This is a genomic window from Halomonas sp. I1 (genome assembly GCF_032334135.1).
GTDB lineage: Bacteria > Pseudomonadota > Gammaproteobacteria > Pseudomonadales > Halomonadaceae > Halomonas.
Genome location: NZ_JAVXUS010000003.1, coordinates 316,953 through 340,682 on the forward strand (window position 1 = coordinate 316,953; position 23,730 = coordinate 340,682).

The 23,730-nt window shown below is 59.1% G+C and carries 21 protein-coding genes and 1 pseudogene; 17 read left to right on the forward strand and 5 right to left on the reverse strand.

Annotated elements, in window-relative coordinates:
* The first annotated feature begins 56 nt into the window (after positions 1-56).
* Positions 57-1,286 carry a serine/threonine transporter SstT gene (gene sstT, locus RSO41_RS07045; RefSeq protein WP_315618379.1) on the forward strand — a complete coding sequence of 410 codons (1,230 nt, stop codon included), beginning with the start codon at positions 57-59 and terminating at the stop codon, positions 1,284-1,286.
* A 63-nt stretch (positions 1,287-1,349) separates the two neighbouring features.
* Here the strand turns inward: sstT and mgrA are convergent, their stop codons facing one another.
* Complete coding sequence (gene mgrA, locus RSO41_RS07050) at positions 1,350-2,378, reverse strand: L-glyceraldehyde 3-phosphate reductase (RefSeq protein WP_315618380.1); 1,029 nt, start codon at positions 2,376-2,378, stop codon at positions 1,350-1,352.
* Positions 2,379-2,580: 202 nt separating this feature from the next.
* On the opposite strand from mgrA, the gene RSO41_RS07055 reads away from it, so the two are divergent.
* The 7 genes from RSO41_RS07055 (at position 2,581) to RSO41_RS07085 (ending at position 9,055) form a co-directional block, all read left to right on the forward strand.
* Positions 2,581-3,111 (forward strand): XRE family transcriptional regulator, encoded by a 531-nt coding sequence (locus tag RSO41_RS07055; protein WP_315618399.1) that lies wholly within the window; start codon positions 2,581-2,583, stop codon positions 3,109-3,111.
* On the forward strand, positions 3,108-3,839 hold the full coding sequence (locus RSO41_RS07060) for an AzlC family ABC transporter permease (RefSeq protein WP_315618381.1): 732 nt from the start codon (positions 3,108-3,110) through the stop codon (positions 3,837-3,839). The genes RSO41_RS07055 and RSO41_RS07060 overlap by 4 nt, the downstream gene beginning before the upstream one ends.
* Complete coding sequence (locus RSO41_RS07065) at positions 3,832-4,173, forward strand: AzlD domain-containing protein (RefSeq protein ID WP_315618382.1); 342 nt, start codon at positions 3,832-3,834, stop codon at positions 4,171-4,173. Before RSO41_RS07060 ends, RSO41_RS07065 begins: the two co-directional genes overlap by 8 nt.
* A 140-nt stretch (positions 4,174-4,313) precedes the next feature.
* Positions 4,314-6,200 carry a methyl-accepting chemotaxis protein gene (locus RSO41_RS07070; protein ID WP_315618383.1) on the forward strand — a complete coding sequence of 629 codons (1,887 nt, stop codon included), beginning with the start codon at positions 4,314-4,316 and terminating at the stop codon, positions 6,198-6,200.
* 144 nt (positions 6,201-6,344) lie between these two features.
* Entirely contained in the window at positions 6,345-6,872 is a 528-nt protein-coding gene (locus RSO41_RS07075; RefSeq protein WP_315618384.1) for a TetR/AcrR family transcriptional regulator, read from the forward strand.
* A 254-nt stretch (positions 6,873-7,126) separates the two neighbouring features.
* Entirely contained in the window at positions 7,127-8,377 is a 1,251-nt protein-coding gene (locus RSO41_RS07080; protein WP_315618385.1) for an MFS transporter, read from the forward strand.
* A gap of 21 nt (positions 8,378-8,398) precedes the next feature.
* Positions 8,399-9,055, forward strand: coding sequence for a 4'-phosphopantetheinyl transferase (locus tag RSO41_RS07085; protein WP_315618386.1), 657 nt, complete (start codon positions 8,399-8,401; stop codon positions 9,053-9,055).
* Positions 9,056-9,206: 151 nt separating this feature from the next.
* On the opposite strand, the gene RSO41_RS07090 is transcribed toward RSO41_RS07085, so the two are convergent.
* Entirely contained in the window at positions 9,207-12,224 is a 3,018-nt protein-coding gene (locus RSO41_RS07090; protein ID WP_315618387.1) for an amino acid adenylation domain-containing protein, read from the reverse strand.
* Between the two features lie 759 nt (positions 12,225-12,983).
* On the opposite strand from RSO41_RS07090, the gene RSO41_RS07095 reads away from it, so the two are divergent.
* Positions 12,984-14,138 (forward strand): amidohydrolase, encoded by a 1,155-nt coding sequence (locus tag RSO41_RS07095; RefSeq protein ID WP_315618388.1) that lies wholly within the window; start codon positions 12,984-12,986, stop codon positions 14,136-14,138.
* Between the two features lie 103 nt (positions 14,139-14,241).
* Entirely contained in the window at positions 14,242-15,747 is a 1,506-nt protein-coding gene (locus tag RSO41_RS07100; protein ID WP_315618389.1) for an AbgT family transporter, read from the forward strand.
* Here RSO41_RS07100 and RSO41_RS07105 read toward each other — a convergent pair whose 3' ends face one another.
* Positions 15,748-16,644: a LysR family transcriptional regulator gene (locus tag RSO41_RS07105; RefSeq protein ID WP_315618390.1), complete on the reverse strand. Its 897-nt coding sequence runs from the start codon at positions 16,642-16,644 to the stop codon at positions 15,748-15,750.
* A 164-nt stretch (positions 16,645-16,808) separates the two neighbouring features.
* On the opposite strand from RSO41_RS07105, the gene RSO41_RS07110 reads away from it, so the two are divergent.
* Both RSO41_RS07110 and RSO41_RS07115 read left to right on the forward strand, forming a co-directional pair.
* Positions 16,809-17,000 carry an AbiEi antitoxin N-terminal domain-containing protein gene (locus RSO41_RS07110; protein WP_315618391.1) on the forward strand — a complete coding sequence of 64 codons (192 nt, stop codon included), beginning with the start codon at positions 16,809-16,811 and terminating at the stop codon, positions 16,998-17,000.
* A gap of 141 nt (positions 17,001-17,141) precedes the next feature.
* Positions 17,142-17,636 (forward strand): hypothetical protein, encoded by a 495-nt coding sequence (locus RSO41_RS07115; RefSeq protein ID WP_315618392.1) that lies wholly within the window; start codon positions 17,142-17,144, stop codon positions 17,634-17,636.
* A 260-nt stretch (positions 17,637-17,896) separates the two neighbouring features.
* Here RSO41_RS07115 and RSO41_RS07120 read toward each other — a convergent pair whose 3' ends face one another.
* Positions 17,897-18,673, reverse strand: coding sequence for a type IV toxin-antitoxin system AbiEi family antitoxin domain-containing protein (locus tag RSO41_RS07120; protein WP_315618393.1), 777 nt, complete (start codon positions 18,671-18,673; stop codon positions 17,897-17,899).
* Positions 18,674-19,087: 414 nt separating this feature from the next.
* On the opposite strand from RSO41_RS07120, the pseudogene RSO41_RS07125 reads away from it, so the two are divergent.
* Positions 19,088-19,464 (forward strand): annotated as a pseudogene (locus tag RSO41_RS07125) (Abi family protein).
* 59 nt (positions 19,465-19,523) lie between these two features.
* Positions 19,524-20,645: a hypothetical protein gene (locus RSO41_RS07130; RefSeq protein WP_315618394.1), complete on the forward strand. Its 1,122-nt coding sequence runs from the start codon at positions 19,524-19,526 to the stop codon at positions 20,643-20,645.
* Positions 20,646-20,835: 190 nt separating this feature from the next.
* On the opposite strand, the gene RSO41_RS07135 is transcribed toward RSO41_RS07130, so the two are convergent.
* A complete protein-coding gene (locus RSO41_RS07135; RefSeq protein WP_315618395.1) occupies positions 20,836-21,069 on the reverse strand; it encodes a hypothetical protein in 234 nt (77 codons plus the stop codon).
* Between the two features lie 254 nt (positions 21,070-21,323).
* Here RSO41_RS07135 and RSO41_RS07140 point away from each other — a divergent pair, with 254 nt between their 5' ends.
* The 3 genes from RSO41_RS07140 (at position 21,324) to RSO41_RS07150 (ending at position 23,658) form a co-directional block, all read left to right on the forward strand.
* Positions 21,324-21,485, forward strand: coding sequence for a hypothetical protein (locus RSO41_RS07140; RefSeq protein ID WP_315618396.1), 162 nt, complete (start codon positions 21,324-21,326; stop codon positions 21,483-21,485).
* Between the two features lie 1,049 nt (positions 21,486-22,534).
* Positions 22,535-22,909, forward strand: coding sequence for a hypothetical protein (locus tag RSO41_RS07145; RefSeq protein ID WP_315618397.1), 375 nt, complete (start codon positions 22,535-22,537; stop codon positions 22,907-22,909).
* Positions 22,906-23,658: a hypothetical protein gene (locus RSO41_RS07150; protein ID WP_315618398.1), complete on the forward strand. Its 753-nt coding sequence runs from the start codon at positions 22,906-22,908 to the stop codon at positions 23,656-23,658. Before RSO41_RS07145 ends, RSO41_RS07150 begins: the two co-directional genes overlap by 4 nt.
* Positions 23,659-23,730: the final 72 nt, after the last annotated feature.

Genomic DNA, 23,730 nt, shown 5'->3' on the forward strand with positions numbered 1-23,730 from the left:
CCGCCATCGTGATTTCTGCCCATTCAACCCAGCCCGAAGTGCCCGAGAGACCTTTCATGATCGCAACCGTCAATGCCCTGAGCCGCCCCATACGGCGACTGGGTCTGATTCCCCAGATCGCCATCGGCATCGTCTGCGGCATCCTGCTCGCTACCCTGTCACCGGAAACAGCCCAGTCGGTCTCGCTGCTTGGCCAGCTGTTCATTTCTGCGCTGAAGGCAGTCGCCCCGATCCTGGTATTCATCCTGGTGGCGGCCGCCATCGCCGGCCACCAGCGAGGCCAGCCGACCCATATCCGTTCGGTGCTGGTGCTCTATCTGGTCGGCACCCTGGTGGCCGCCCTGGTCGCCGTGGTGGCAAGCTTTGCCTTCCCCACGACACTGGCTCTGGACGCCCCCGAGGTCAGCGGCAATCCGCCGGGAGGCGTCGTGGAGATTCTCCGGAACCTGCTGATGAACGCGGTCGCCAACCCGGTCAGTGCGCTGATGGAGGCCAACTTCATCGCCATCCTGGCCTGGGCCATCGGCCTTGGCGTCATGCTGCGCCATGCCAGCGACACCACGCGGACCCTGATGGGCGACCTCTCCGATGCCGTGTCGCGGATCGTCAAGGTCGTGATTCGCTTCGCCCCGCTGGGCATCTTCGGGCTGGTCGCCGGTACTCTGGCCGAGGCCGGCATGGGTGCCCTGCTCGACTACGCCCACCTGCTGCTGGTAATCATCGGCTGCATGCTGTTCGTCGCCCTGGTCACCAATCCGTTGATCGTCTTCTGGAAGACCGGCCGCAACCCCTACCCGCTGGTCTTCGCCTGCCTGCGCGGCAGTGCCATCACCGCCTTCTTCACGCGCAGCTCGGCGGCCAACATCCCGATCAACCTGGAGCTGTGCCGACGCCTCAAGCTGCACGCCGACACCTACTCCATCTCGATCCCGCTGGGCGCGACCATCAACATGTGCGGCGCCGCCATCACCATCACGGTGATCACGCTCTCCGCCGCTCATACCCTGGGCATCGGCGTCGACTTTTTGACTGCGCTGCTGCTGTGCATCGTCTCCGCCCTGGCGGCCTGCGGGGTCTCCGGAGTGGCCGGCGGCTCGTTGCTGCTGATTCCCATGGCCGCGAGCCTGTTCGGCATCTCCACCGACGTGGCCATGCAGGTGGTGGCGATCGGCTTCGTGATCAGCGTGGTGCAGGACTCCACCGAGACGGCCCTCAACTCCTCCACCGATGTGCTGTTCACCGCGGCGGCCTGCCGCGCCAAGGACGCCGATCTCGACGGCGACTGAGCACACGCACTGCCATGGCCCGCGCGCTCGGGCCATGGCATCCCTCCCGCGTTTTTCGCTTGATCAGCGCTCCGCCGAGGCGGCCCACAGATTGATACCGCCTTCCACGGCGTGGCGATCGATCTCGCGCAGCTCCTCCTTGGTGAAGTCCCGCCGCTCCAGGGCGCCCAGGCAGTCGACGACCTGCTCCGGACGGCTGGCACCGATCAGCGCCGAGGTCACCCGACCGCCCCTCAGCACCCAGGCAATGGCCATCTGTGCCAGGCTCTGGCCGCGTTGCCGGGCGATTTCGTTCAGGGCCCGCACATGCGCCAGGTTCTCCTCGGACAGGTGCGAATCCTTGAGGGTCGCGCCCCGCGAGGCCCGGCTGTCGTCGGGCACGCCCGCCAGGTACTTGTCGGTCAGCAGCCCTTGGGCCAGCGGGGAAAAGACGATCGAGCCGGTACCGAGTTCATCGAGGGTATCCAGCAGGCCGTCGTCCTCGACCCAGCGATTGAGCATCGAATAGCTGGGCTGGTGGATCAGGCAGGGGGTGCCCAGGGCGTCCAGGATCTCGATGGCCTCGCGGGTACGTTGGGCGTTGTAGGAAGAAATGCCCGCATACAGCGCCTTGCCCTGACGCACCGCCTGGTCGAGGGCCATCATGGTCTCCTCGAGCGGCGTCTCCGGGTCGAAACGGTGCGAGTAGAAGATGTCGACGCAGTCGATGCCCAGCCGTTCGAGGCTCCGATCGAGGCTTGTGAGCAAGTACTTGCGACTCCCCCACTCGCCGTAGGGCCCGGGGTGCATCCGATAGCCCGCCTTGGTCGAGATCACCAGCTCATCACGATAGCCGGCGAAATCCCGCTTGAGGATACGACCAAACAGTTCCTCGGCACTGCCCGGCGGCGGCCCGTAGTTGTTGGCCAGATCGAAATGAGTGATGCCGTGATCGAAGGCGGTGCGGCAGATCGCCCGGGCATTGTCGGGATTGGCGTTCTCGCCGAAATTCTGCCACAGGCCAAGCGATATGGCCGGCAGCTTCAGGCCACTGCGTCCGCAGCGATGGTACGACATGCGCTCATAGCGATGTTCCGAGGGCAGATAACTCATGGTGGCTCCATCACGTTGAGAGAAGACAGACTCGGGGCAGCATCGGCCTCCACCCCGAGCATGACGATTCAGCCGCTCTCCATTATGCGACCTCCTCGCGCAGAAGAAAGCGGCACGCGAGATACCGCATCATTGACAGACCACTGTTCGTTATATAGAACGTTCGATATAACGAACGATACGAGAAGACGTCATGAGCGACATGGACAGGCTCTCACTCAGCACCCTGGGGCATCATCTGCAGACGCTGCGGCGCGCCCGGGGCTGGTCGCTATCGCAACTGGCCACCGCCGCCGGCATCGCCAAATCGAACCTGTCGCGCCTCGAACAGGGCGACGGCAACCCGACGCTGGATACGATCTGGCGCCTGGCGGTACAGCTGCACGTCCCCTTCGGCACCCTGGTGGCACCGATCCAGGTGCCTTTGGGCGAAGACGGCGTGGAAGTCCGCCTGCTCGACCAGGGCCAGGACGCCCCCCGCGTCGATGCCTACTGGATGCGCTGCGCACCGCACATCACGCGTCACGCCGAGGCTCACTCGCCGGGCACGCGGGAATCGCTCACCGTCGTCAGCGGCCAGCTCGAGGCCGGCCCCGAAGCATCGGTGCGAGCGCTCTCGGCGGGCGACACCCTGAGTTTCGACGCCGACCAGCCCCATCTCTACCGCACACATGACACCTGGGCGACCCTGCTCATGACCATCGTGTACACCGACACCGAGGCCGTACCATGACGACACGGACCCATCCGCTGCGCACCACACCCTGGCTGACCGGGATGCGCGAGGCGATCCCCCTGCTGGGCGGCTACGTCCCGGTGGCCATCTCCTTCGGCTTGATCGCCATCCAGGCCGGCTTCACCACCTGGGAGGCCACGCTCATCTCGGTGCTGATCTATGCCGGCGCCTCCCAGTTCCTGTTCATCGGCATGGCCGCCGCCGGCGCACCGCTGTGGCTCGTCGTCGCCATGACCCTGCTGATCAACGTGCGCCACCTGGTCTATGCGCCGAACCTGGCCCCCTGGCTCACCGCGAGCCGGCACTGGCCCTGGCTGATGCACGGCCTGACCGACCAGGTCTTCGCCCTGGCCCACAGCCGCCTGCCGCAGTTGCCGGAGCACCAGCGCCTCGGCTGGTACACCGGTGCCGCCATGCTGGCCTGGGCCAGCTGGATCGCCGGTACGGCGCTCGGCGCCATCGCCGGAGACTGGCTGATGGCACAGTGGCCACTGCTCGGCGAGGTCATGCCATTCGCGCTGCCGGCCTTGTTCCTCGTGCTGGTCATGCCCCGCTTCACCTCGCGGCGCTGGTCGCTGGCCCTGTGCCTCACCATCGCCACGGCCATGGTCTGCACCCTGGCCGGCCTCACCAACCTCGGCATTCCGCTGGCCGCCCTGTGTGGCGCCCTCTGCTTCTACCTGGTGAAGTTCGACTCGCGACACACGGGAGGCGCCCATGAGTAACGCCCTCTGGCTGGCCGTACTGGCCTCCGCCCTCGGCACCTACCTGATACGCGTACTGCCGCTGCTCTGGATGCGACGGCGCCTGCGGCGCTTCGGTGACGACGATATGGACGCCATGCCCCAGTGGCTTGGCATCTTGGGTCCATTGATGATCGCCGCCCTGCTCGGCGTCTCGCTGGTGCCCCGCCATCCCGGTGCCACGGCCTGGCTCGCCACGGCCATCGGCGTCGCCATTACCCTGCTCGTCTGGTACCGCAAACGCTCGCTCGGCTGGCCCGTCGCCGCCGGCGTGGCAGCCTATGGCATGGTGGTGATCCTGGCGGGAATGCGTTGACGCCAGGCCCACACTCGGGCCTGGTCGACACGAATTATCCGCTGCCGCCTACAGATTTTCCCCGCCCCGCCGATACATGTTGACCAAGTAGTCAACAAAAATGCATGCGCCCGAACGGAGCGCGAGCCGGGGGAAAGACAGTGAAGCATCTCACCATTGCCCAAAAGCTGATGATCAGCATCAGCCTCTGCATGGTCCTGATCGTCGGCGGGGCCACGGCCATCCAGTATCGGCTGTTCAGCGAGCTGATCACCGACCGGGTCACCGGCGCCGAACTGCCGACCACGCTCGAGAGCATCAGCAACGACATCACGGCCACCCTGACCGGGCCGATCACCACCGCCCAGGACCTGGCCAACAACGGCTACCTGCAGGACTGGATTCGCCGGGGAGAGACACAAGCCGACAGCGAGCGCGCCGTGACCTACCTCGACCAGCTGCAGCAGCGCACCGGGGCCAATACCGTGTTCTTCGTCTCGGCCCTCAGCGGCCACTACTACACGGGGGCAGGCGTCGAGCGCACGCTGGACCGCGAAGAAGACGCCTGGTTCTACGACGTGGTCGACGACGCTAACGCGCCCGAGTACACCCTGGACGTCGATTCCGAGGGCGGCGAGCTGAAGGTCTTCATCAACCACGTGGTCGAGATCGACGGCGAGCGCGTGGGCGTCGCCGGGGTCGGCTATACCCTGGACGCCATGGCGGAGACGATCAGCACCTACCAGCTCGGCGACACCGGCTCGGTGTTCCTGGCAAGCCAGGACGGCACCATCAGCGTGCACCCCGAGGGCGCCGCCATGGCCGGCCAGCCGATCGCCGAGCTGCCCGGCTGGGAGACCCGGGCCGACGACCTGCTGGCGGGCGACGGCTATCGCTACGCCACCCTCACCGACCAGGACGGCGCCGAGCAGCTGGTCGCCGCCATCGAGGTGCCCGGCACCGAATGGATCGCCTTCGCGCGGATTCCACGCAGCGAACTGTTCGCCGACCTCAACCGCGCGGTGCTGCTGGTCATGCTGCTGGTGGCCGCGATCCTGCTGGCGAGCCTGGTAGTGCTGGCGCTGCTGCTGCGCGCGCTGTTCCGTCCGATTCGGCGCACCGCCGAGGCCATGGGCGAGATCGCCGACGGCGATGGCGACCTGACCCTGCGGCTGCCCGTCCAGGGCAAGGACGAGGCCAGCGAACTCGCCATCCAGTTCAACGCCTTCGCCGACAAGATGCACGACGTGCTCGCCCAGGTCAGGCGCAGCAGCGACGCCGTTCGCCACGCCGCCCAGGAGATCGCCAGCGGCGGCCAGGACATGTCGCGGCGCACCGATCAGGCGGCCTCCAGCCTGCAGCAGACCTCGGCCTCCATGGAACAGATCACCGGCACGGTGGAAAACACCTCGGCGTCCTCCCTCGAGGCCAACAACCTCTCGCAGTCCGCGGCCAGGCTGGCCCAGGGCACCGGCGACACCGTCACCGACGTGGTCACCACCATGGGCGACATCCAGCAGGCCTCCGAGCGCATCGGCAACATCATCAAGGTCATGGACGACATCGCCTTTCAGACCAACCTATTGGCGCTCAACGCCTCGGTGGAAGCGGCCCGCGCCGGCGAGAGCGGCAAGGGCTTCGCCGTGGTGGCCAATGAGGTGCGCCAGCTCGCCACCCGCAGCGCCGAGGCCTCGCGGGACATTCGCGGCCTGATCGAGGCCTCCGGCGAGAAGGTCGAGGGCGGCACCCGGCTGGTGCGCGACGCCGGCAGCGCCATGCACGAACTCGTCGAGGTGGTGAACCGCGTCGCCGGCATGCTCGGGGAGATCAGCCACGCCACCACCGAACAGAGCGGCGGCATCGGCCAGGTCAACATCGCCGTCGCCGAGCTCGATCGCATGACCCAGCAGAACGCCGCCCTGGCGGAAGAGTCCACCTCCGCCGCCGAACAGCTGCGCGAACAGGCCGACCGTCTGGCGGAACTGGTCGGCAGCTTCAAGCTCAACGACGACCGGCAGGAAAGCCACCGGTATCTGGCGTTGACATAGGGATGCAGCAGATTGAGTACTCGCTTGCTGCTGCCACCCAGGGAACGGGTGGCACAGGGTTTCCTGCACAGGGCAAGCTGTCGGCAGAGCGCGATATCATGTTCGAAACTTGCCTATGTAAAATGATCGCTTTACACTGAAGCCATGGATATTCGAACCCGACTTATTTCGACTGCCGAGCAGCTTTTCGATCGCCACGGCTTCACCGCTACCGGCATGGACCGGCTGACGAAGGGCGCGGGCATATCGAGCCGTACCCTTTACAAGCACACCGGCAGCAAGCACGGCTTGATGGCTGCGGTCCTGAACGAGCGGGGCCGCCGCTTTCTCCGTCAGATGGACGTCGACAGCGTGGACGAGCTCTTCGTATCGCTGGAGACATGGTTGGTACAGGAAGGCTCGCGAGGCTGCCTGTTCTTGCGGGCCTGGGGGGAAACCGGTGGAGACATTCCCGAGATCGCGGCAACGATCATGGAACACAAGCGTCGCCTGCGCGAGCGCGTCAACGAGATCGTCGCGGCAGAGATCGGCTACCGCGATGACGAGCTTGCGGAGGAGATTGTGATTCTGTTCGAAGGCGCGACTCACACCGCCATCTATCGCGGGACGGCAGGGGTCGCCAGCGCACGCCGCGCAGCACGGTACCTGATGACAGTCGAACGCAAGGCTTAGTCACACTAGGTACACACGGTGTAGACGAATTGCCACGTTAGCCGACGCTCGCGCCGGTAGATTCGTCACGCCCATGCGGAAAACGATCATTTTACATGCTGATTGACCGAGATAGGCGTCAGGTCATCAGCGGAGAGGAGAATCCTCATGATGAATCGCGGCAAAAGACGCGAACTCGCCACGTGCACGCTGGCCACCCCGAGAGATAGCCACCGACGAGCTGAGATGACGGACATCTGGATGGAGAACGCCTCATGAACCTCACCGAACGTCACTTGATCATCGCCGGCACCATGCTGATCGGGACCAGTTATGGGTTGGCACGTTTCGCCTATGGCCTGTTCCTGCCCAGCATGCGCGACGATGTCGGGTTGAGTGCGACCATGGCCGGTATCATCGGCAGCGGCGCCTATGTCGGCTACTGTATCGCCATCGTGCTCAGCGCGATGCTGGTAGAGCGTTTCGGACCGCGCCAAACCGCGGTTGCCGCCGCCCTGGTCGCGGCAGCCGGCATGGCGGCCGTCTCCGTCAGCAGCCACGCGGTGTGGTTGGCCGGTGCCATTCTGCTCGCGGGGACGAGTACCGGCCTGGCATCGCCACCCTTGGCGCAGGCGGTTTCCCGTTCGGTTGCGGCGCCTCGACAAGGACGTGCCAATACCGTCATCAACGCCGGTACCAGCCTTGGCGTTGCCGTCTCCGGACCGGTGGCCTTCCTCGCCACGGGCCAGTGGCGAATCGCCTACGCCGCCTTTGCCATCACTGCACTGCTCAATGCGTTGCTTCTGCTGGTCAGCATGCCGCGGTCGAACGCTGCCGATGTGTCGGCTTCTACCAGCCACTGCGATGGCCGCCCCGGCGGGCTCTGGCGCCCGCGTGTGCTGACGCTCGTCCTGGCAGCCACCGGGATGGGCACGGCCAGCGCCGCCTTCTGGACCTTCTCGAGCGATGTGATCCTGACGTTGGGCCACTTCGACCAGGCAACAGCCAATCTGGCATGGATACTGATCGGCATCGCGGGCTTGGTCGGTGGCTTGGCGGGAGATCTTATCGCCCGCCTCGGCCTCAATACCGTTCACCGTTACACACTGGTCGCCATGGCGCTCTCGCTCGGCCTGCTGGTACTGGGTCCCTCGAGCCTAACCACGGTGTTTCTCTCGGCCGCCCTCTTTGGCGCTGCCTACATCATGCTGACCGGGGTCTACCTCGTCTGGGGCATTCGGCTCTATGCGGACCGACCCGCCATCGGGCTGGGGCTGCCTTTTCTAATGATCGCCGTCGGTCAGATCATCGGCTCGCCGTTGGCCGGCTATCTGATCAGCAGCCGCGGATATACCTTCTGCTTCATCGCTTTCTCACTCATTGCGCTGGCAACGGCGCTAGCCGGCCATAACACAACGGCAAGTCGCACAAGGGGAACGCCCCGCTGTCTCACGACACGCCATCAAGAGTCATCCAGCCTTTCCTCATCCCATCCATATCAAGCAGGATCAACGTACCGAGGCTAAAGCAGAAGAAGGAAGCTCTACATGGACGTAGAATCACTTGACCGCTTGATTGCAGGAAGCCGGGGGGACTGGCCGGAAGATGTGGTCCATGCCACCCGCGACCCTAAAGAAAAACATCTCTTGCTTTACCCGACCGAAGAAGCCGCCATCGTTGGTGCGAACACAAGACGGCGGCTGGAATTCGCGGCGGGTCGCTCCGCCGCACGCGCTGCATTGGAAAAGCTCGGTTTTCCTCACGGGGCGATCCCGATGGATCAAAACCGTGCACCGATCTGGCCGGCAGGAACCATCGGTAGCCTTTCCCATACGGCCGATGTCTGCATCGGGGTCGCTGCCCTGTCACAGCATGTGCAGGCCATCGGCATCGATGTCGAAAACCTGGCACCCCTTGAAAGCAAGCTTCCCTCCTACATTACCGACCCCGAGGAACTCGCTTGTATTGATAGTCCTCCGGACCTGGCAGCCTTGCAGATCTTTTCAATGAAGGAAGCCGCCTACAAGGCACAGCACCCGCTTAGCCAAACGTTTATCGATTTCGATACGCTAAAAGTCACGCCTGATGGTTTGTGCTTTACTCACACGGTACCTCCCTTTGCCAAAGGCACCATACTGCCCGTCCAGCAATGGACCGGGTCGAGTATGTGCCTATCGTTATGCGTGCTGAAAAGGCCCACCTGAAGCGGGCGCTCAGACAAGTTTCATAACCGGATCCGGGGAGGCGTCCATGGCCAAGGTGGTGCGACATCACCATCCGCCCCTCGCTCATGCAAGCCGCAAGCAGCGGTGACCGAAAAGCGCATGCAACTCGACCATGGACACCCTGTCACGGCTAGACGGTATGCGATGTGCCCTGGGGAATCGGTACATCCAGGTACGACAGGTAACTCGTCAGTTCTTCATGGGAAAATACCGGCTCCTCGATACCACTGCCGCTGAGGAAGTTCTTGGTATTTCGACAATCCCAAAGGTAGGTGTTCTGGTAAAGCTCTACCGTGGACTTGTCGTCATACATGGTATCGGTGAAGAGGCTCAACAGAGGATAAAGGGGAGCCTTGGGGTCATGCTCCCACTGAGCCTTCCATTGTGCATAGGGCAACACCTTGAAGCGGAAACCAAATTGCTCCTCCAGCCGACTGAAGAACTCCTTGAACGTCAGATTGTTGTCGCCCTCGTGAATTAAGTTGAACTTGTGATTCAAGCCTTCCGGGTTGCGAGAGATATGTGCGATCGCGGCTGTCATGTAGTCGACGCTGGTAAGCCCCTCACGCAGAGCTTCCAGATCCGGGATACTCTTATGTTCCACGCAGGTTTGTACCAGACGGCCCCACCACTGATAGTCCGCACACACCCCGCGGGTACTATGGTAGGTGGCATAGCCCAGACGGAAAGTCATCAGCGGCAGGCCGCGCTGAGCCGCCTGATCAGCGATTTTCTCCATGACCCATTTGCTTCGGACATAGCCGATGTCCGTGATCACCGCATCCAGGTTCTGGTCGATATCATCGTCTTCGTGCATCACGCGCTTGTGGGTATGCAGATGCCCCCAGCTGTAAACGGAGATGGTGGACAACAGCACCAATGGCTTGGTGCGCTTGGCGGCCGCAAAGCGTAACAACTCCATCAGCCCCTGGACGTTGTCACGTTTCATGTATGAATAGGGCTGGATGAAATTGACCGCACTGGCAGAGTGATAAATGACGTCTACGGTCTCAGCGAGCTCGTCATAATGCATCGTCGTCAGCCCGAGACGCGGGTCCGACAAATCGGCTCGATACACCTCGATGCGTTCCCGGTCCGCATCGGAAAGCGTCATGCCGTAACGGGCCAAGGTGTCATCCAGGCGTCGCCAAGGATCCGATCCAGACCGGGCCCGTACCGGGCAGTGGAGGCAAGCGTCGGTGGTCGCCAGCAAATCGACCAGCAAGTGGGCGCCGACGAAGCCAGTGACGCCAGTAAGCAGGATGTGGCGCGGCCGCGCCAGGGAGTCCGTCGCCTGCCAAGGCTGGAACTCAAGGTCATCGGGCAGACGGGCATCTTCACGAAGCGGGTGGATACGCTCGCGGTCCAGCAGGGGCCGTGGCTGATCGTCACGACGACGCTCTTCCAGCAGCGAGGCCAATGACGCAACGGTATCATGCTCGAAAAGGTCGCGAATCCAGACCTGAATGGATAACCGTTCGCGCACATCCTGCATCAGGCGGGCGGCCAGCAATGAATGGCCACCGACGTCGAAAAAGCGATCGGTGCGGTCGAAGCGACGATGTCCGAGAACGCTTGCCCAGGCATCCGCAATGTCGCGTTCCATCTGGCTGATATACACCGCTTCCGATGCATGCTCCCGAACATCATGGCCAGTGCTGCCTGTCAGCCGCCGGTACATCTGCAGCAACGCCTGCTTGTCCGTTTTACCATTGGCGTTGAGCGGCAGGGAGTCGAGGCGCAAGATGGCCGACGGTGCCATGTAGTCCGGCAGGGTTTTCAGCATCTCCCGCCGCACTTCGGTCTCCGTCGAGGGCTGATGCTGATCGGGCACGATAAAGGCCAGAAGATTCAATTCTTCACCATCAGTCTCCGCTTCGGAAACCAGTACCACCGCCTCGCTCACCCCAGCCTGGGCATGGAGCGCTTCTTCCACCTCGGCCAGCTCCACTCGATTGCCTCGAATCTTCACCTGATCGTCCAGGCGTCCCAGGAACTGGAGACGACCGTCCGGAAGCCATCGCGCCAAGTCGCCCGTTCGATACAGACGCTGTCGCCATTGAGGGTGAATGATAAATTTTTCCCGTGTCAGCGGCTCGTTGTGCAGATACCCCCGAGCCAGGTTGTCACCGCCAATGAAAATTTCCCCCGTCTCTCCATCAGGCACCTGCGCCAGTCGTTCATCCAGCAAGAAGATCTCGCTACCGGCCATGGGGTGGCCGATGGAGGGCCGCTCGTCCACCTCGATACCGGGAACGCGGTGACGCGTGGCAAAAATCGTGGCCTCGGCCGGTCCATAGCAATCCACCAGCTCGTACGGCAGATGCTCGGTGGCTGGCGGAATCAGCTTTTCCCCGGCGGTGAAGAGATGGGTCAACGCCAGTTCCGGCGGCTGAGCAAGCGCCGTAATGCCCGGAACCAGAGCCGTGGGCACAAAAGCATGGGTGAGACCTTGGCGGGCGAAAAACGCCAGCAGCCGATCGGGGTCCAGCCGCGTTTCCTCGTCAGGCAGGATCAACGTGCCCCCCGCCATCAACATCGACGCAATTTCCAGCTGAGCAACATCGAACCCGGTGCCAGCCATCAGTGTAGAGCGGCTTCCTGGCGCCACTTCCAAGTTGTCGTTGTGCGAGGACACCACCCGCTCAAAGGCATGGTGTTCTACCATGACGCCCTTGGGGTTGCCGGTGGTTCCCGAGGTGAAGATGACGTAGGCCAGGTCCTGGGAAGACGGCAAGGAGGCCGGGGCATCATCACTATCCGGCACATCATCGAGGGAGTGCAACCGGAAGGGAGCATCAGCGGGGGGATCAGCACAGGCCGCCAGCGCAAAGGATGCACCGCTTTGTGTCAAGATACGCCGTTGCCGCTCCGACGGATAACGAACGTCCACCGGGATATAGGCAGCGCCACTTTTCATGACGCCCAGAATGGCTACCACGTAACGGTGGGTACGGTCACACAGCAGGGGGACCAGATCTCCCTTGCCTACCCCCTGCGCACGCAGAAAAGCGGCCACGGCACTGCTGCGCCTATCCAGTTCGCTGTAAGTGAGCCGAGTCGTTGTATCAATCACCGCCTCCCTCTCCGGGAAGCGTTCGACATAATTCAGAAAATGATGAAGTACGGTATCGTAGTGAGCCATCATGCAGTTTTCCTTGAGTTTAATGAAAGATCTATACTCACTATCCCACGAAACCGAGATTTTTATACCTCAATACTCAGCGGGAGTGAGATAGCGATTCGGAAAGAGTTATCACTTTATTTACATGATCTCCGCCCTGGCCGCTATAACGGCCAAAGACACAGACCCAACCTACTAGCAGACGTGTAACGCCATAAGAACTCCCCTCCATCCATTGCAATTCCACACAACAGCCTAGACCAATCATCATAAAACTCTAATTTTTCACCCACTAAAAAAGTTTTTATTTGTAACAAAGAGAAAGCGATAGACAAAATATAAAAAAATCATAGACATAAAAATAATAAAGAATTAGTTAACAAACTACTAATATACAACCACCATTACCCTATCCCAGGTAGACTTATAGCCTCCCCCTGAAATCTTCACCCCGTAACCGACACCTACCTTTATTAAAAACAAGCTACCCTCACACCATATGAGTTTTCACAAGCTCGTCATGATGCCTGGAAGTCTGGCAATACTCGCCCGGATACGCTGTCAGCACTGCTTCAGCTGACCTCGCCGCGAAAGCGAGCATGCGGCCAAAGCTCCTTGCCCAGGACCCCATAGCCATTCCCGGCACCCCGCCGACACCGGCTCTTCAAAGGACTGTTGCCTTCAAGGCAACAAAGATGACTATTGCCCGCCTCTTTCGTCCTCGATCATTCACCTACTGTTAGCGGACTAGCAACGTGTTTGATGAATCAACAAGGAACAATGATGTTCAACGATCGACAGCTGGAAACCATCACCGAGCTACGACGGGATCTGCATCGTCACCCCGAGCTCAAGTTCGAGGAAACTCGAACCGCCGATATCGTTGCTGAACACCTGCAGAAGTTGGGCTACAAGGTGACGAAAAATATCGCTCAAACGGGCGTCATGGGTGAACTCGACACGGGACGTGAAGGTCCCGTCATCGCCTTTCGTGCCGATATGGACGCCTTGCCGATCCATGAAGCCAATACTTTTGCCCACGAATCTCGCAATGCCGGATTGATGCACGCCTGTGGCCATGATGGCCACACTGCTGCGTTGTTATTGGCAGCAGAAACGATCATGGCCCAGCGAGATTCGCTCAGCGGGCATCTGAAGCTGATCTTCCAGCCAGCGGAAGAAGGCGGCAACGGCGCCGCACGAATGATCGAAGAAGGTGTGCTGGACAACCCCCGCGTTTCCGCCATCTTTGGCTACCACAACCGCCCCGGCTTTCCCGCCGGCCAAGTGTTCGTCAAACCCGGCCCTGCCATGGGTGGCAACGATACCTTCCGGCTCAAGATCAGCGGGCGTTCCGGCCACGCCGCCATGCCCCACCTCGCCGTCGATCCCATCTACGTCGGCGCCAGTATCGTCCAGCAGCTGCAAGGGCTAGTTGGACGACACAAGTCTCCTCTCGAAGCAGGGGTAATCACTGTGGCGGCTTTCCATGCCGGTGACGCGGCCAACGTCATACCCGGTGATGCAGAACTCGTGGTCAATATCCGTAGTGATCGTCCCTCCTCGCGTGATGCCTTGGTCGGAAAGCTGGAGGCGCTTGTCAACGGTGTCTGCGCCGCCCATGGAGCCACTTTCCGCCTGGAGCATGAGCACCAGATTCCCCCGTTGGTCAACGACATATTCTGGGCAGAACGGGTACTGGAGCTTTCCCGTACATGCGAAGTGAGCAATGACATTCAGCAGTTGGACTACATGCCGACCATGGGGGCGGAGGATTTCGCCTTCTACCTGCAGGAAGTCCCGGGATGTTTCTTCTTCGTTGGCAACGGCGACAGCGCCTATCTGCACAACGAGCACTACGACTTCAACGACCACATCCTGCCGATCGCAGGAGGCGTTTTCGTTGCCCTGGCCAAAGGCCTCATGAAGCCTGAATAACTGGGATCACAATCCACGGGAAATAACAAACCGAGTGATAGGTAATGCCGATTGACGCTGCCTGACTCCACTCACCACGTGATACACAACAAGGTCAATCATCATGCAAGCCGTACTCAGTTCTATCGAACGCGTGGGCAATAAACTGCCTCACCCTTTCATTCTTTTCTCTATCCTGGCCGCCGTGGTAATAGTCCTTTCCGCACTATTGGCCTTTTTAGGCGTTTCGGCAGTCAACCCGCAGACCGAAGCCGAGGTCCATGTCCGCAGCCTTATCTCTCCGGAGGGGCTGGAGTTCATGCTGACCAGTGTGGTCAGCAACTTTGTCAACTTCCCTCCCCTGGGGCTCATCCTGGTCGTCATGTTCGGCATCGGCCTCGCCGACAAGGTGGGGCTGATGTCAACACTGATGCAAGTCAGTGTGGCTAAAGCGCCCTCTTCACTGCTGACCTTCTGCGTCTTCCTGGCGGGCATCTGCGGCAGTATCGCCTCCGATGCAAACTATCTGATCCTGATTCCACTGGCGGCCATGGTCTACTACTCGGTAGGCCGCCACCCCATTGCCGGAGCCGCAGCGGCCTATGCAGCGGCAGGCGCCGGCTTCAACGCCAGCCTGTTCATCACAGTAGGCGATGCGCTGTTTGCCGGCATCACCACCGATGCGGCGCGTCTGGTCGATCCCGATGCCTATATCTCGCCAGTGGACAACTACTACTTCGTCGCCTGCTCGGTGTTCGTACTGGCCACCGCTGGTACCCTGGTGATCGACAAGGTGGTAGAACCTCGTCTGCAGCGTACTCTGCCCCTGGGCAAGGACTTCACCACCACCGTCGACCACCACGAGCTCACCACTGACGAAAAACGCGGACTCAAACGTGTGGGTCTGACCACCCTGGCCTATCTCGCCCTGATCCTGCTGACGGTGCTGCCGGAAGCCTCGCCACTGCGCAACGAGGATGGTGGCCTGATTCCGTCTCCCTTCCTGCGCTCGCTGGTACCGCTGATGTTCGGCTATTTTGTGGTGATCGGCCTGGTCTACGGAATCACCACTGGCAAGATCAAGAACAGCAAAGATGTCCCCCAGCGCATGTCGGAGGCCGCCAGCGAGCTGGCACCGACGCTGGTGCTCTTCTTTGCCATCTCGCAGTTCATTGCCTACTTCAAATGGTCCGAGCTCGGGCAGTTCATCGCCATCGAAGGCTCGAACATTCTGCAGAGCACCGGCTTCACCGGACTCCCTCTGGTATTCGCCTTCATCCTCATGAGCACGGTGCTCAACGTCTTCATGACCAGCGGCTCGGCACAATGGGCGCTCATGGCCCCGGTGTTCGTCCCCATGCTCATGATGATCGACTTCGACCCGGCCTTCGTGCTCGCCATGTTCCGCATCGGCGACTCGAGCACCAACATCATCTCGCCCATGAGCCCGTACTTCTCCGTCGCACTGGTGTACATGCAGCGTTACAAGCCGGACATGGGGCTGGGAACACTAATCGCCACCATGCTGCCCATGGCTGTTACCTTCCTGCTGGCCTGGAGCGCCTTCCTGATGTTCTGGCTCAGCATGGGCTGGCCGATCGGCCCTGGTATCTACATGATGGCCAGCTGATCACTGCATCGATAGCATTACCTTCCACAAATAGCCGGCAGCCGGGGACAACCGCCTGCCGGCCCTGCGCACCAGGTTTCCCTGGCTTGACTCGGCCATGGGATGGGCGATAGGAATAGCCTCGAGCTCCCCCGCCGCCACCTCCTTCCCGGCCGCCGCCGCCGTCATGAACGCCACCCCGATGCCTGCACAGGCCATGCGCCGCGAGGTCGAATGCAGGTTGCAACGATATGCAGGTGTCACCAACTGTCCCCCGGCACGGAAAACGTCGTTCACAAAGCGCTGAGTACCCGACACGTCCGGCAAGAAAATCAATTTGTGGCGGGCCAACTCGGCAATACTGACACTCTGGGCGTGAGCCAACGGATGTCCCGGTGCGACCAGCGCACACAGCGGACCACGTTCAAAGGAATGCACTACCAGGCGCGGGTCCGATACCGGCCCATAGGTGACAGCGATGTCGACCTCATCGTTGGCTACCATCTCATGGGGCTCTTGTGGATAGTAGATGCCGGTACGGATGTCGATCAGAACATCTGGATACTGTTCGGCGACCTTCTGCATGACGTCATGGATAAAACTATCAACGAAGCCATCTCCAACCGACACCACGACCTTACCCAGTTGCAGGTTATTGAGTCGCGACAATGTGTCGCTCAACTCCGAATTCAGCCGTCGCTGAGCCAGAAAACTGTCCTCCACCAGCTTTCCTGCTTCGGTAGGGACGACGTGACGCCCCTGCTTTTCCAGCAGCGCCATGCCGAGCTCACGCTCCAGGCTACGCACCTGACGGCTGATCACCGAAGGGTTGATATGGAGGTGCTCTGAAGCAGCACGAATCCCGCCGCAATTGCAGACCTCATGAAGGTAAAATGCCCGTTTATCGAGAATATCCATATGTGACCCGAAGGTTGACGAAGCAAGGGCGCCATCGCGTAGTTGGCTGACAGACTCTTCCTGGCTTTGCTTTGTGGTAAGTTTGTACCCTTAAGATGCACAGAAACCTTGATAAACAAAGAACCATATAGTCAATTCTTTGAAAACATGATAATAAGTGCCCGATGAGTACACATGAAGAAGGGAAGCTAAAGCGTATCCTGGAAGCCGTTCCTCCTGGTTTCATGGTCGCTTCAGGTTGGCTGGAACGCCATGAGGTCAGCCGCTTCCTCGCGCGCCAATATGTGGACCGCGGCTGGCTGGAGCGTGTGGCGCGCGGCGTTTTCCTGCGCCCGGCGCCAAGCAAACCGACATGATCGACTGCAAGGCCTGCCTCCTCTCGAGGCAGCACATCATGGACTACGATGTCACACTCACACTGCAAGGCTATTGCCATTATGTCCCCCTGGGCGGGAACGCTCCAGATAGCTCAGACAGACAGGACGTCACTCTATCGTATGCAAGCTTTATGGATCGTTTTTCAGATACTGTTCATCATGCCGTTTCTGGCGTTTCTCGCTTTCGCTGTCATGGCATCCCTGATCGGCGGGGGCGCGGGAATACTCATGGGAGGAGGCGCCGGCCTGACGGTTGTCATCACCTATGTGGCAATCATCGTTCGCAGAGAACGAACAAAACTTCGAAAGCATATCGCCAAACAAGGGATGGATCTCGATTACTGTGCCCAGCACGGCAACTCCGCGATCGGCATTGATCAAGACGCCCGGAGAATCTTTGCCGGCAACGCCGCCACCGGTGTCGTGCTGCCATACAGTGCTGTGGCCAACATCAGCATCGAGTCTAGTGAGTCCAGAAACACGCGACACCACAGGATCATCATATCCACGAATGACTTTGATCGCCCCTGCATCGAGGTAGTGATCCCTGGCGCACGAGGGAGAGAGGCATTCGAGAAGCTGCGAGTAGCCTGTGGTCAAAGAGGAGACGTGTAAGGTAGCAAGTCAGCAGGCCAGCCAGTAGACCTGTTGTCAGTACACGCATGATGGCTCTCCAGTGAAGAATGAGCCTCATGCTAGCAAGCCTGTGCACTGCTGCCCTGTGGCATGGCAGCGACACCGAAGACAAATCGGAGGCAACCCCACTCATTACGAAGGGATTGATAACCGTACCGCCCTTCAGAGCGAAGCACGGCTCGTCATTGAGGAATGGCAGCAGCGAGATCAACCGTCTGACCTGTTCGTGGTAGCGAGCTTCAATCGGCATGCAGGAACGCCTCCGGCACCGTCACGTGATATTCCCTGTCCAGCTTGCCGCCCTGGCAGAGCTGCCGCTTACCTTTGCCGAGGTCCAGTCGACGTGGTTCCAGGCGACCGTACCAGGCATGCCCAGCTTGGCGAGCCAGCACCAGGAAGACCCGCTTGGTTCTCACCGAACGGCATCCCTCCAACAATGCCTGCAGCCGGCGCGGACGCAGCGTATTGAGCCCACCGAAGGTGTCCACCAGCTCACTGCCGAACAGCAGCTCATTCGGCGTCACGGCGATCCACTCCAGGACCGCTCGCTCGGGGGTCGATACCTGCAAGCTGAAGGCCCTGCCATCCGGCGCGTAGTCCATGAAACTACCGGGAAGCTGCACTGGCAGGCCCTTTTCGGAGTGGAGCACCATCCGCCCTGCCCACTCGGCATCACTCAACCACCGGGGCAGCCGAACGGCCTCATTGCCATACAGGTGTGTCGTGCTCTCCCCCATGGGCAGATAGTGGGCAAAGCCATGCAGTGCCAGGGCCGTCTGACCACCCGGCCAAAGCGGTGGTAAGCCCGTGTCGTCGCTCGCCTGTAGGGCGAAAACAGCGCTCTCCCAGGTAAGAGGCTCCCCCGCTTGGCAGTAGGCGCCATACCCCACGCGTTGCAGCCAGCCACTGCTGGCCAGCTTACGCGCCTGATCCGAGCTGACGCCGTGTGACGCCAGCCAGGCGGTCGTCACGACGGCGCCATACGGGATCTTGTGCAACAGCTGGTTTATTTTCACGCACAAAAGCGGCCTTTATTTCCGTTTTCAGTGTAAAGGATAAACCACAACGGTTTATCTTCAAGCACAAAATCGTCATTTAAGGCCGTTTTAGTATATTTCTTAAACCATAAGTTGCTTGACCTCGAAGTATAGCTCGTCATCGTCGCTAACTTCATTGCCATGGAAGCCGCTTTTTCACGGGATCATGAGGCTTGCGTGAGCCCAATCGCCGACATGGACGCGCACGTATGGCGGCTCAGGTCCCATCGGTGCGTTTAAGCGCGGTTTCACGTAACCTAGCGTGATAACTAATCTATGAACGCAGCAGGGAAGCGGCTATGACCAGGCAGGCTTTCAGCGAACGAGATATCTGCACCAAGTACATCACAAGGAGAAGTACGGGCTGATCTTCCGATCTGGATCGCCTGCGAGGTGTGGGACTTCGGCACGCTTTCCACGCTCTACGACGAAATGCGTCAGGATGACCAGGATCGAACGCCGGCTGCTATGGCATTCGTGACGGCCGAGTGCTCGCCTCCTGGCTGTGCAACCTCAACTATCTACGCAATGTCTGCGCCCATCATCACTGCCTATGGAATCGCAATATGGTGGATCAGCCGGCCAAATCAACTGCAGGCGATGTAGCGCATTTCAAGATCGCCTGGCAGCGAGGGCGTGAGCATCATCGAAGGCTGGGAAAACTGGGAGTGGCCCGCACGGCCTGGCAACAGGCATTAAAAAAAAACCCCTCAGCAGCTTCACCGCAAAGCGGTTCTACTGATCGGGACCGTGTTGCCAAACAACTATAGTGATTACCCTTGCGAGGCACAAAGGGTTTTATATCGCCGAATTGCATAAGAGATTCAGTATGGCCATCGAGCAAGGTATCTGGAAGCTGGCAGGTAATACAGGTGAACGGCCGCAGAAGCTGCGGTCTACAGGGCTCGCCGACGAGGGGCAGCTGGAAGAGCAGATCATGCAGGATGTCTCGATCCTCAACCGGGACTGGCTGCTGATCGGCCGCCAAGTTCGCACCGGCTTTGACAAGCTGGTCGACCTGCTGGCGATCGATGCCAACGGCAGGGTCATCCTCATCGAACTCAAGCGCGACAAGACGCCTCGAGACGTGGTGGCTCAGGCCATCGACTATGCCTCCTGGGTCGTCACCCTGGCCGACTACCAGCTGATTGAGATCTACCAGGCCTTCGCCGAACGCTATCAGCGCCCTCATGCGTCTCTCGAGGACGCCTTCGAGGACAAGTTCGGCATCACGCTGGACAGTGTCACCCTCAACGAGAATCACCAGCTGGTGGTCGTGGCCACCCAGCTCGACGCCAGCAGCGAGCGGATCATCAACTACCTCAACGAGCATGCCCAGATCTCGATCAACGCCATGTTCTTCGCCGCCTTCGAGGACCAGGGCAACCAGTACCTGAGCCGCGCCTGGATGATCGATCCGGACGAGCCGGCCCAGTCGGCCGCCCGCAAGGCACACAAGGAGCCCTGGAACGGTGAGTTCTACGCCTCCTTCGGCGATAACCGCCCCTGGGAGCTGGCACGTCGCTACGGCTTCATCGCCGGTGGTGGCGCGGCCTGGTACTCGAAGACCCTCGCCATGCTCTCGGAGGGAGATCGGGTCTGGGTCAACATCCCCAAGACCGGCTATGTGGGTGTGGCCGAGGTAACCGGGGAGCGCTGCCGAGGCGACCATTTCACGGTACAGACTGATCGAGGCAGCACGCGACTTCAGGACCTCACGACGGCCGACGAGTACCCGCATCTTCACCAAGCTATCGATGAAGATGACGAAGACGCGGCGGAATATCTCGTACCGGTTCGTTGGATCGCCTCATTCCCCGCCTCGCAAGCATTCAGCGAGGTCGGCCTGTTCGGCAATCAGAACACGGTCTGCAAACCCACGACACCGAAATGGGAACATACCGTCACGCGCTTGAAGCAGGCGTGGCGCATCAGCGACTCATCACATTGAGAGGCCAGAAAAGACGGGGCAAGCAGCCAAAAAGGAATGCAGGTTGATGCCAAAACGCTAAAGAGATGGCTCAGTTGGAATCGAACCATCGGCACAGTTCGGCATCATCGATGACACATCGCGAGTCGCACGCGCCGTGCTGGGCATTTCTCGAGGGCGTCGGGCATCACCCGACGCCGGCGCGGGAATCTCAATCGTCCAGGTCGATATCACCCTCGTCTGTTGCCGCCCCTGTAGCAGCGCCTGCACCGGCGCCAATGACAGCCCCCTGGGAGACATCGCCGCCTGTTACGGCAGCCGCTGCACCGCCCACAGCCGCTCCCACACCGGCTCCGCTGAGCGCGCGCTCACCTGTCGATGTGCCGCAAGCAGAAAGCCCGAGGGCCAGCAGCCCAGCCAGTAGACCTGTTGTCAGTACACGCATGATGGCTCCCCAGTGAAGAATGAGCTCTCATGCTAGCAAGCCTGTGCACTGCTGCCCTGTGGCATGGCAGCGACACTCGGTGCAATTTTCAGGAATGTTGCTCTCTTCCCGAGACAGCACAGGATCTCTTGCTATGGTGCGAGAGAACACCTCTGGAGAGATTGCAATGATGAAGATGGGAAGACTGACAGCAGTCGTCGGACTGCTTGGCACACTGTCTGGATGCGTGGCATACGGTGGAGACTATGGCGGACATGGCGGCGATCATCATCGTTCAAGCTCGTCAGTCCCCCAAGGCCACATGCCACCGCCCGGAGAATGCCGGATCTGGTATTCGGATCGGCCTGCTGGCCAGCAACCGCCACCCGGCCCATGCCACGAGCTTCGATACCAGGTTCCGCCCGGCGCGCGACTGATCTCTGGATAGCAAGGAGGCCATCCCTGGCCACGCGTTCCTCCTTGGATGCAGCATTTGCCATCCGTGGCGCCCAAGCTGCGGGGGTGCTGTGGGATACAGCACGTCGCAGAGTAACACCGGCAGATCTGCACAGTATGTAAGACATCGGAGACACAATGTGCACGTAACAAGAAAAGAATCGCCTGTCCCAGGACACGGGACAGCTCAGCTCGATGACCAGATGAAAAGTCAGGACATTGGGCTGTTGAAGCTGGTGGGGCTCGGAAGCCGGGAGACCATGGCCCATTCCGGACACAATATGGGCAGGGTGGCAGGTATAGAAAGCGGGGAAGGAGGGAAAACGTAATTGCTTGTTCTATGGTGGGCCCAGGCGGACTCGAACCGCCGACCAAGGGATTATGAGTTTGCTTTTAAAACCATAAACTACTGACACACAAGGAAAACCAACCGTAATCAAGCGAAAGGTACAGTTCTTTGGAATCAGTAGCTTAGCGAAGGTTGAAGATAGCACAGGAAGCTGGTGTGTGTACCGGAGGTGTACCTGAGTGAGGGAGTAGTAATGTATCATGCAGGCTATGTGGATCTAGATAGGAATTCAACATGACGTTGGGACGACTCTGGGCCGGCAGGGCGTACGGCACAAACACAGGCAACGTATTCGTCAAATTGTGGTGATGATGAAGCTCTGACCGGGCGCTTCATCTGAAGAAGTCCGGTGTTGGGCTCGTGGTTTACTCAATTCAAGGTGGGTTTGACAGGCATCAACTGACACTTCCTAGTGCGCCTCAGACGCAGATTTAGGGAGTAGCTTTTGTTAGCAACAGCCAGCTTGGAGCTCAATGGCGAGTGGAGCACTAGCACAGGCTTCGCTGGAATCTTCATCCTATTCCCTCATGACCCAGCCTAAAATATCAAGGACCAAGCCTATCCCCCTATTGTAGACGAAAATTATTGCTTGCAAAAAAACATAGAAAAGCATATCGACACGATAGAGGCAATACTAAAAAATCCATGCTATAATTACAACCATTAAACCATGAGAGATTAATGAAAAAAGGAGGATCCAACATGAGAAGCATAAAAAAAATCGTATACAAACTTACCCATCCGCATACTAAAGGGGAGAAGGCCAACACTTTTTTTTCTGGTTCAAAAGAGAATAACAAAAAAGATAGAGTCCAGCAGAATGAGTTATTTAATGACATCAAAAACACCCGAGTAATCAAGGTGAAAAATAAACCCACCCCAGAGGAAAATAAAAAAAAGCACCAAACCTTTGAGTATGAGATACTCGAATCCGGGTCATATTATGTTAACGAAAAAGAAATGAAAAAAAGTGTCAGACAAGAAGACTTAAAAGAGCTAAGAAGCTTCTTTAACGACCTACAGAATACGCGGAAGAAAAAGCGCAGTGCTTCATGATCGGAATATTGATTGTTCCCCTCTTGATATGCGGGATAACCTATATCTACAATAGCCATAAACAATTCGCCAAAATATCAACATATCAAGGCTGGCTTGTGTATTTACACGCCGCCAGGTTTGGCTTCTACATCTTCATGTTTTCAATAATATTGTTCGAGGTAGCCCCATACTTCATCAACAAACTTTTTAATATCAGCTACTACCCTATACGAGAAATTCGAGATCTTATCATTAACGAGATCGACCCTCCTGGAACAGACAAGCACAAGTATCAAGCATATGTCTATTCCGCCATATTCTCTGTCCTTACCATATCAGGAACCTATGTATCTCTAAAAATAAAGAACTTCATTTTCAAGAACGGCTATGATAAATCTGTTGAAAAAGTCCTGAAGAGCCACTCTGTCTCTGATTACCTCCTTCTCCGCCTCTTAAAGAAGAGAGAAGAGCAGTTAAGCCATGGGGCTCCAGCCGAAGAATTGATGTATGCATTCATAACCCTTTCCAACAGGAAAATATATATTGGGTCATTAAAACTAGTCCCTCCCCCTAACGAAGAGAGAACAAATAGCGAAGAATTTCTATTAGTACCATTTTTCTCTGGTTATCGTGATGAAAAAAGCCTTTCTGTTAACATCACACACATGTACGAGTATGAATCGCCAGAAAGCATCAGGGAAGAAGATGCAATATCCTTTAGCAAGAGCAACATTATCACTATAGGGGCATTCTCTACTCAGATGTAATGACCCCCTGGTTTCTGCACACCCTACGCAGCTAATGCGGGGTGTGCTCGGGGTGCCATATAGTCCAGAGAC

Bases quoted from the DNA above. Each gene is read 5' to 3' on its own strand.
- RSO41_RS07150 (WP_315618398.1), top strand. From the start codon at position 22,906: ATGATCGGAATATTGATTGTTCCCCTCTTGATATGCGGGATAACCTAT.
- RSO41_RS07145 (WP_315618397.1), top strand. From the start codon at position 22,535: ATGAAAAAAGGAGGATCCAACATGAGAAGCATAAAAAAAATCGTATAC.
- mgrA (WP_315618380.1), bottom strand. From the start codon at position 2,378: ATGAGTTATCTGCCCTCGGAACATCGCTATGAGCGCATGTCGTACCAT.
- RSO41_RS07060 (WP_315618381.1), top strand. From the start codon at position 3,108: ATGACGACACGGACCCATCCGCTGCGCACCACACCCTGGCTGACCGGG.
- RSO41_RS07130 (WP_315618394.1), top strand. From the start codon at position 19,524: ATGGCCATCGAGCAAGGTATCTGGAAGCTGGCAGGTAATACAGGTGAA.
- sstT (WP_315618379.1), top strand. From the start codon at position 57: ATGATCGCAACCGTCAATGCCCTGAGCCGCCCCATACGGCGACTGGGT.
- RSO41_RS07100 (WP_315618389.1), top strand. From the start codon at position 14,242: ATGCAAGCCGTACTCAGTTCTATCGAACGCGTGGGCAATAAACTGCCT.
- RSO41_RS07115 (WP_315618392.1), top strand. From the start codon at position 17,142: ATGCAAGCTTTATGGATCGTTTTTCAGATACTGTTCATCATGCCGTTT.
- RSO41_RS07105 (WP_315618390.1), bottom strand. From the start codon at position 16,644: ATGGATATTCTCGATAAACGGGCATTTTACCTTCATGAGGTCTGCAAT.
- RSO41_RS07065 (WP_315618382.1), top strand. From the start codon at position 3,832: ATGAGTAACGCCCTCTGGCTGGCCGTACTGGCCTCCGCCCTCGGCACC.
- RSO41_RS07090 (WP_315618387.1), bottom strand. From the start codon at position 12,224: ATGATGGCTCACTACGATACCGTACTTCATCATTTTCTGAATTATGTC.
- RSO41_RS07140 (WP_315618396.1), top strand. From the start codon at position 21,324: ATGGCGGCGATCATCATCGTTCAAGCTCGTCAGTCCCCCAAGGCCACA.
- RSO41_RS07075 (WP_315618384.1), top strand. From the start codon at position 6,345: ATGGATATTCGAACCCGACTTATTTCGACTGCCGAGCAGCTTTTCGAT.
- RSO41_RS07085 (WP_315618386.1), top strand. From the start codon at position 8,399: ATGGACGTAGAATCACTTGACCGCTTGATTGCAGGAAGCCGGGGGGAC.
- RSO41_RS07135 (WP_315618395.1), bottom strand. From the start codon at position 21,069: ATGCGTGTACTGACAACAGGTCTACTGGCTGGGCTGCTGGCCCTCGGG.
- RSO41_RS07095 (WP_315618388.1), top strand. From the start codon at position 12,984: ATGTTCAACGATCGACAGCTGGAAACCATCACCGAGCTACGACGGGAT.
- RSO41_RS07055 (WP_315618399.1), top strand. From the start codon at position 2,581: ATGGACAGGCTCTCACTCAGCACCCTGGGGCATCATCTGCAGACGCTG.
- RSO41_RS07080 (WP_315618385.1), top strand. From the start codon at position 7,127: ATGAACCTCACCGAACGTCACTTGATCATCGCCGGCACCATGCTGATC.
- RSO41_RS07110 (WP_315618391.1), top strand. From the start codon at position 16,809: ATGAGTACACATGAAGAAGGGAAGCTAAAGCGTATCCTGGAAGCCGTT.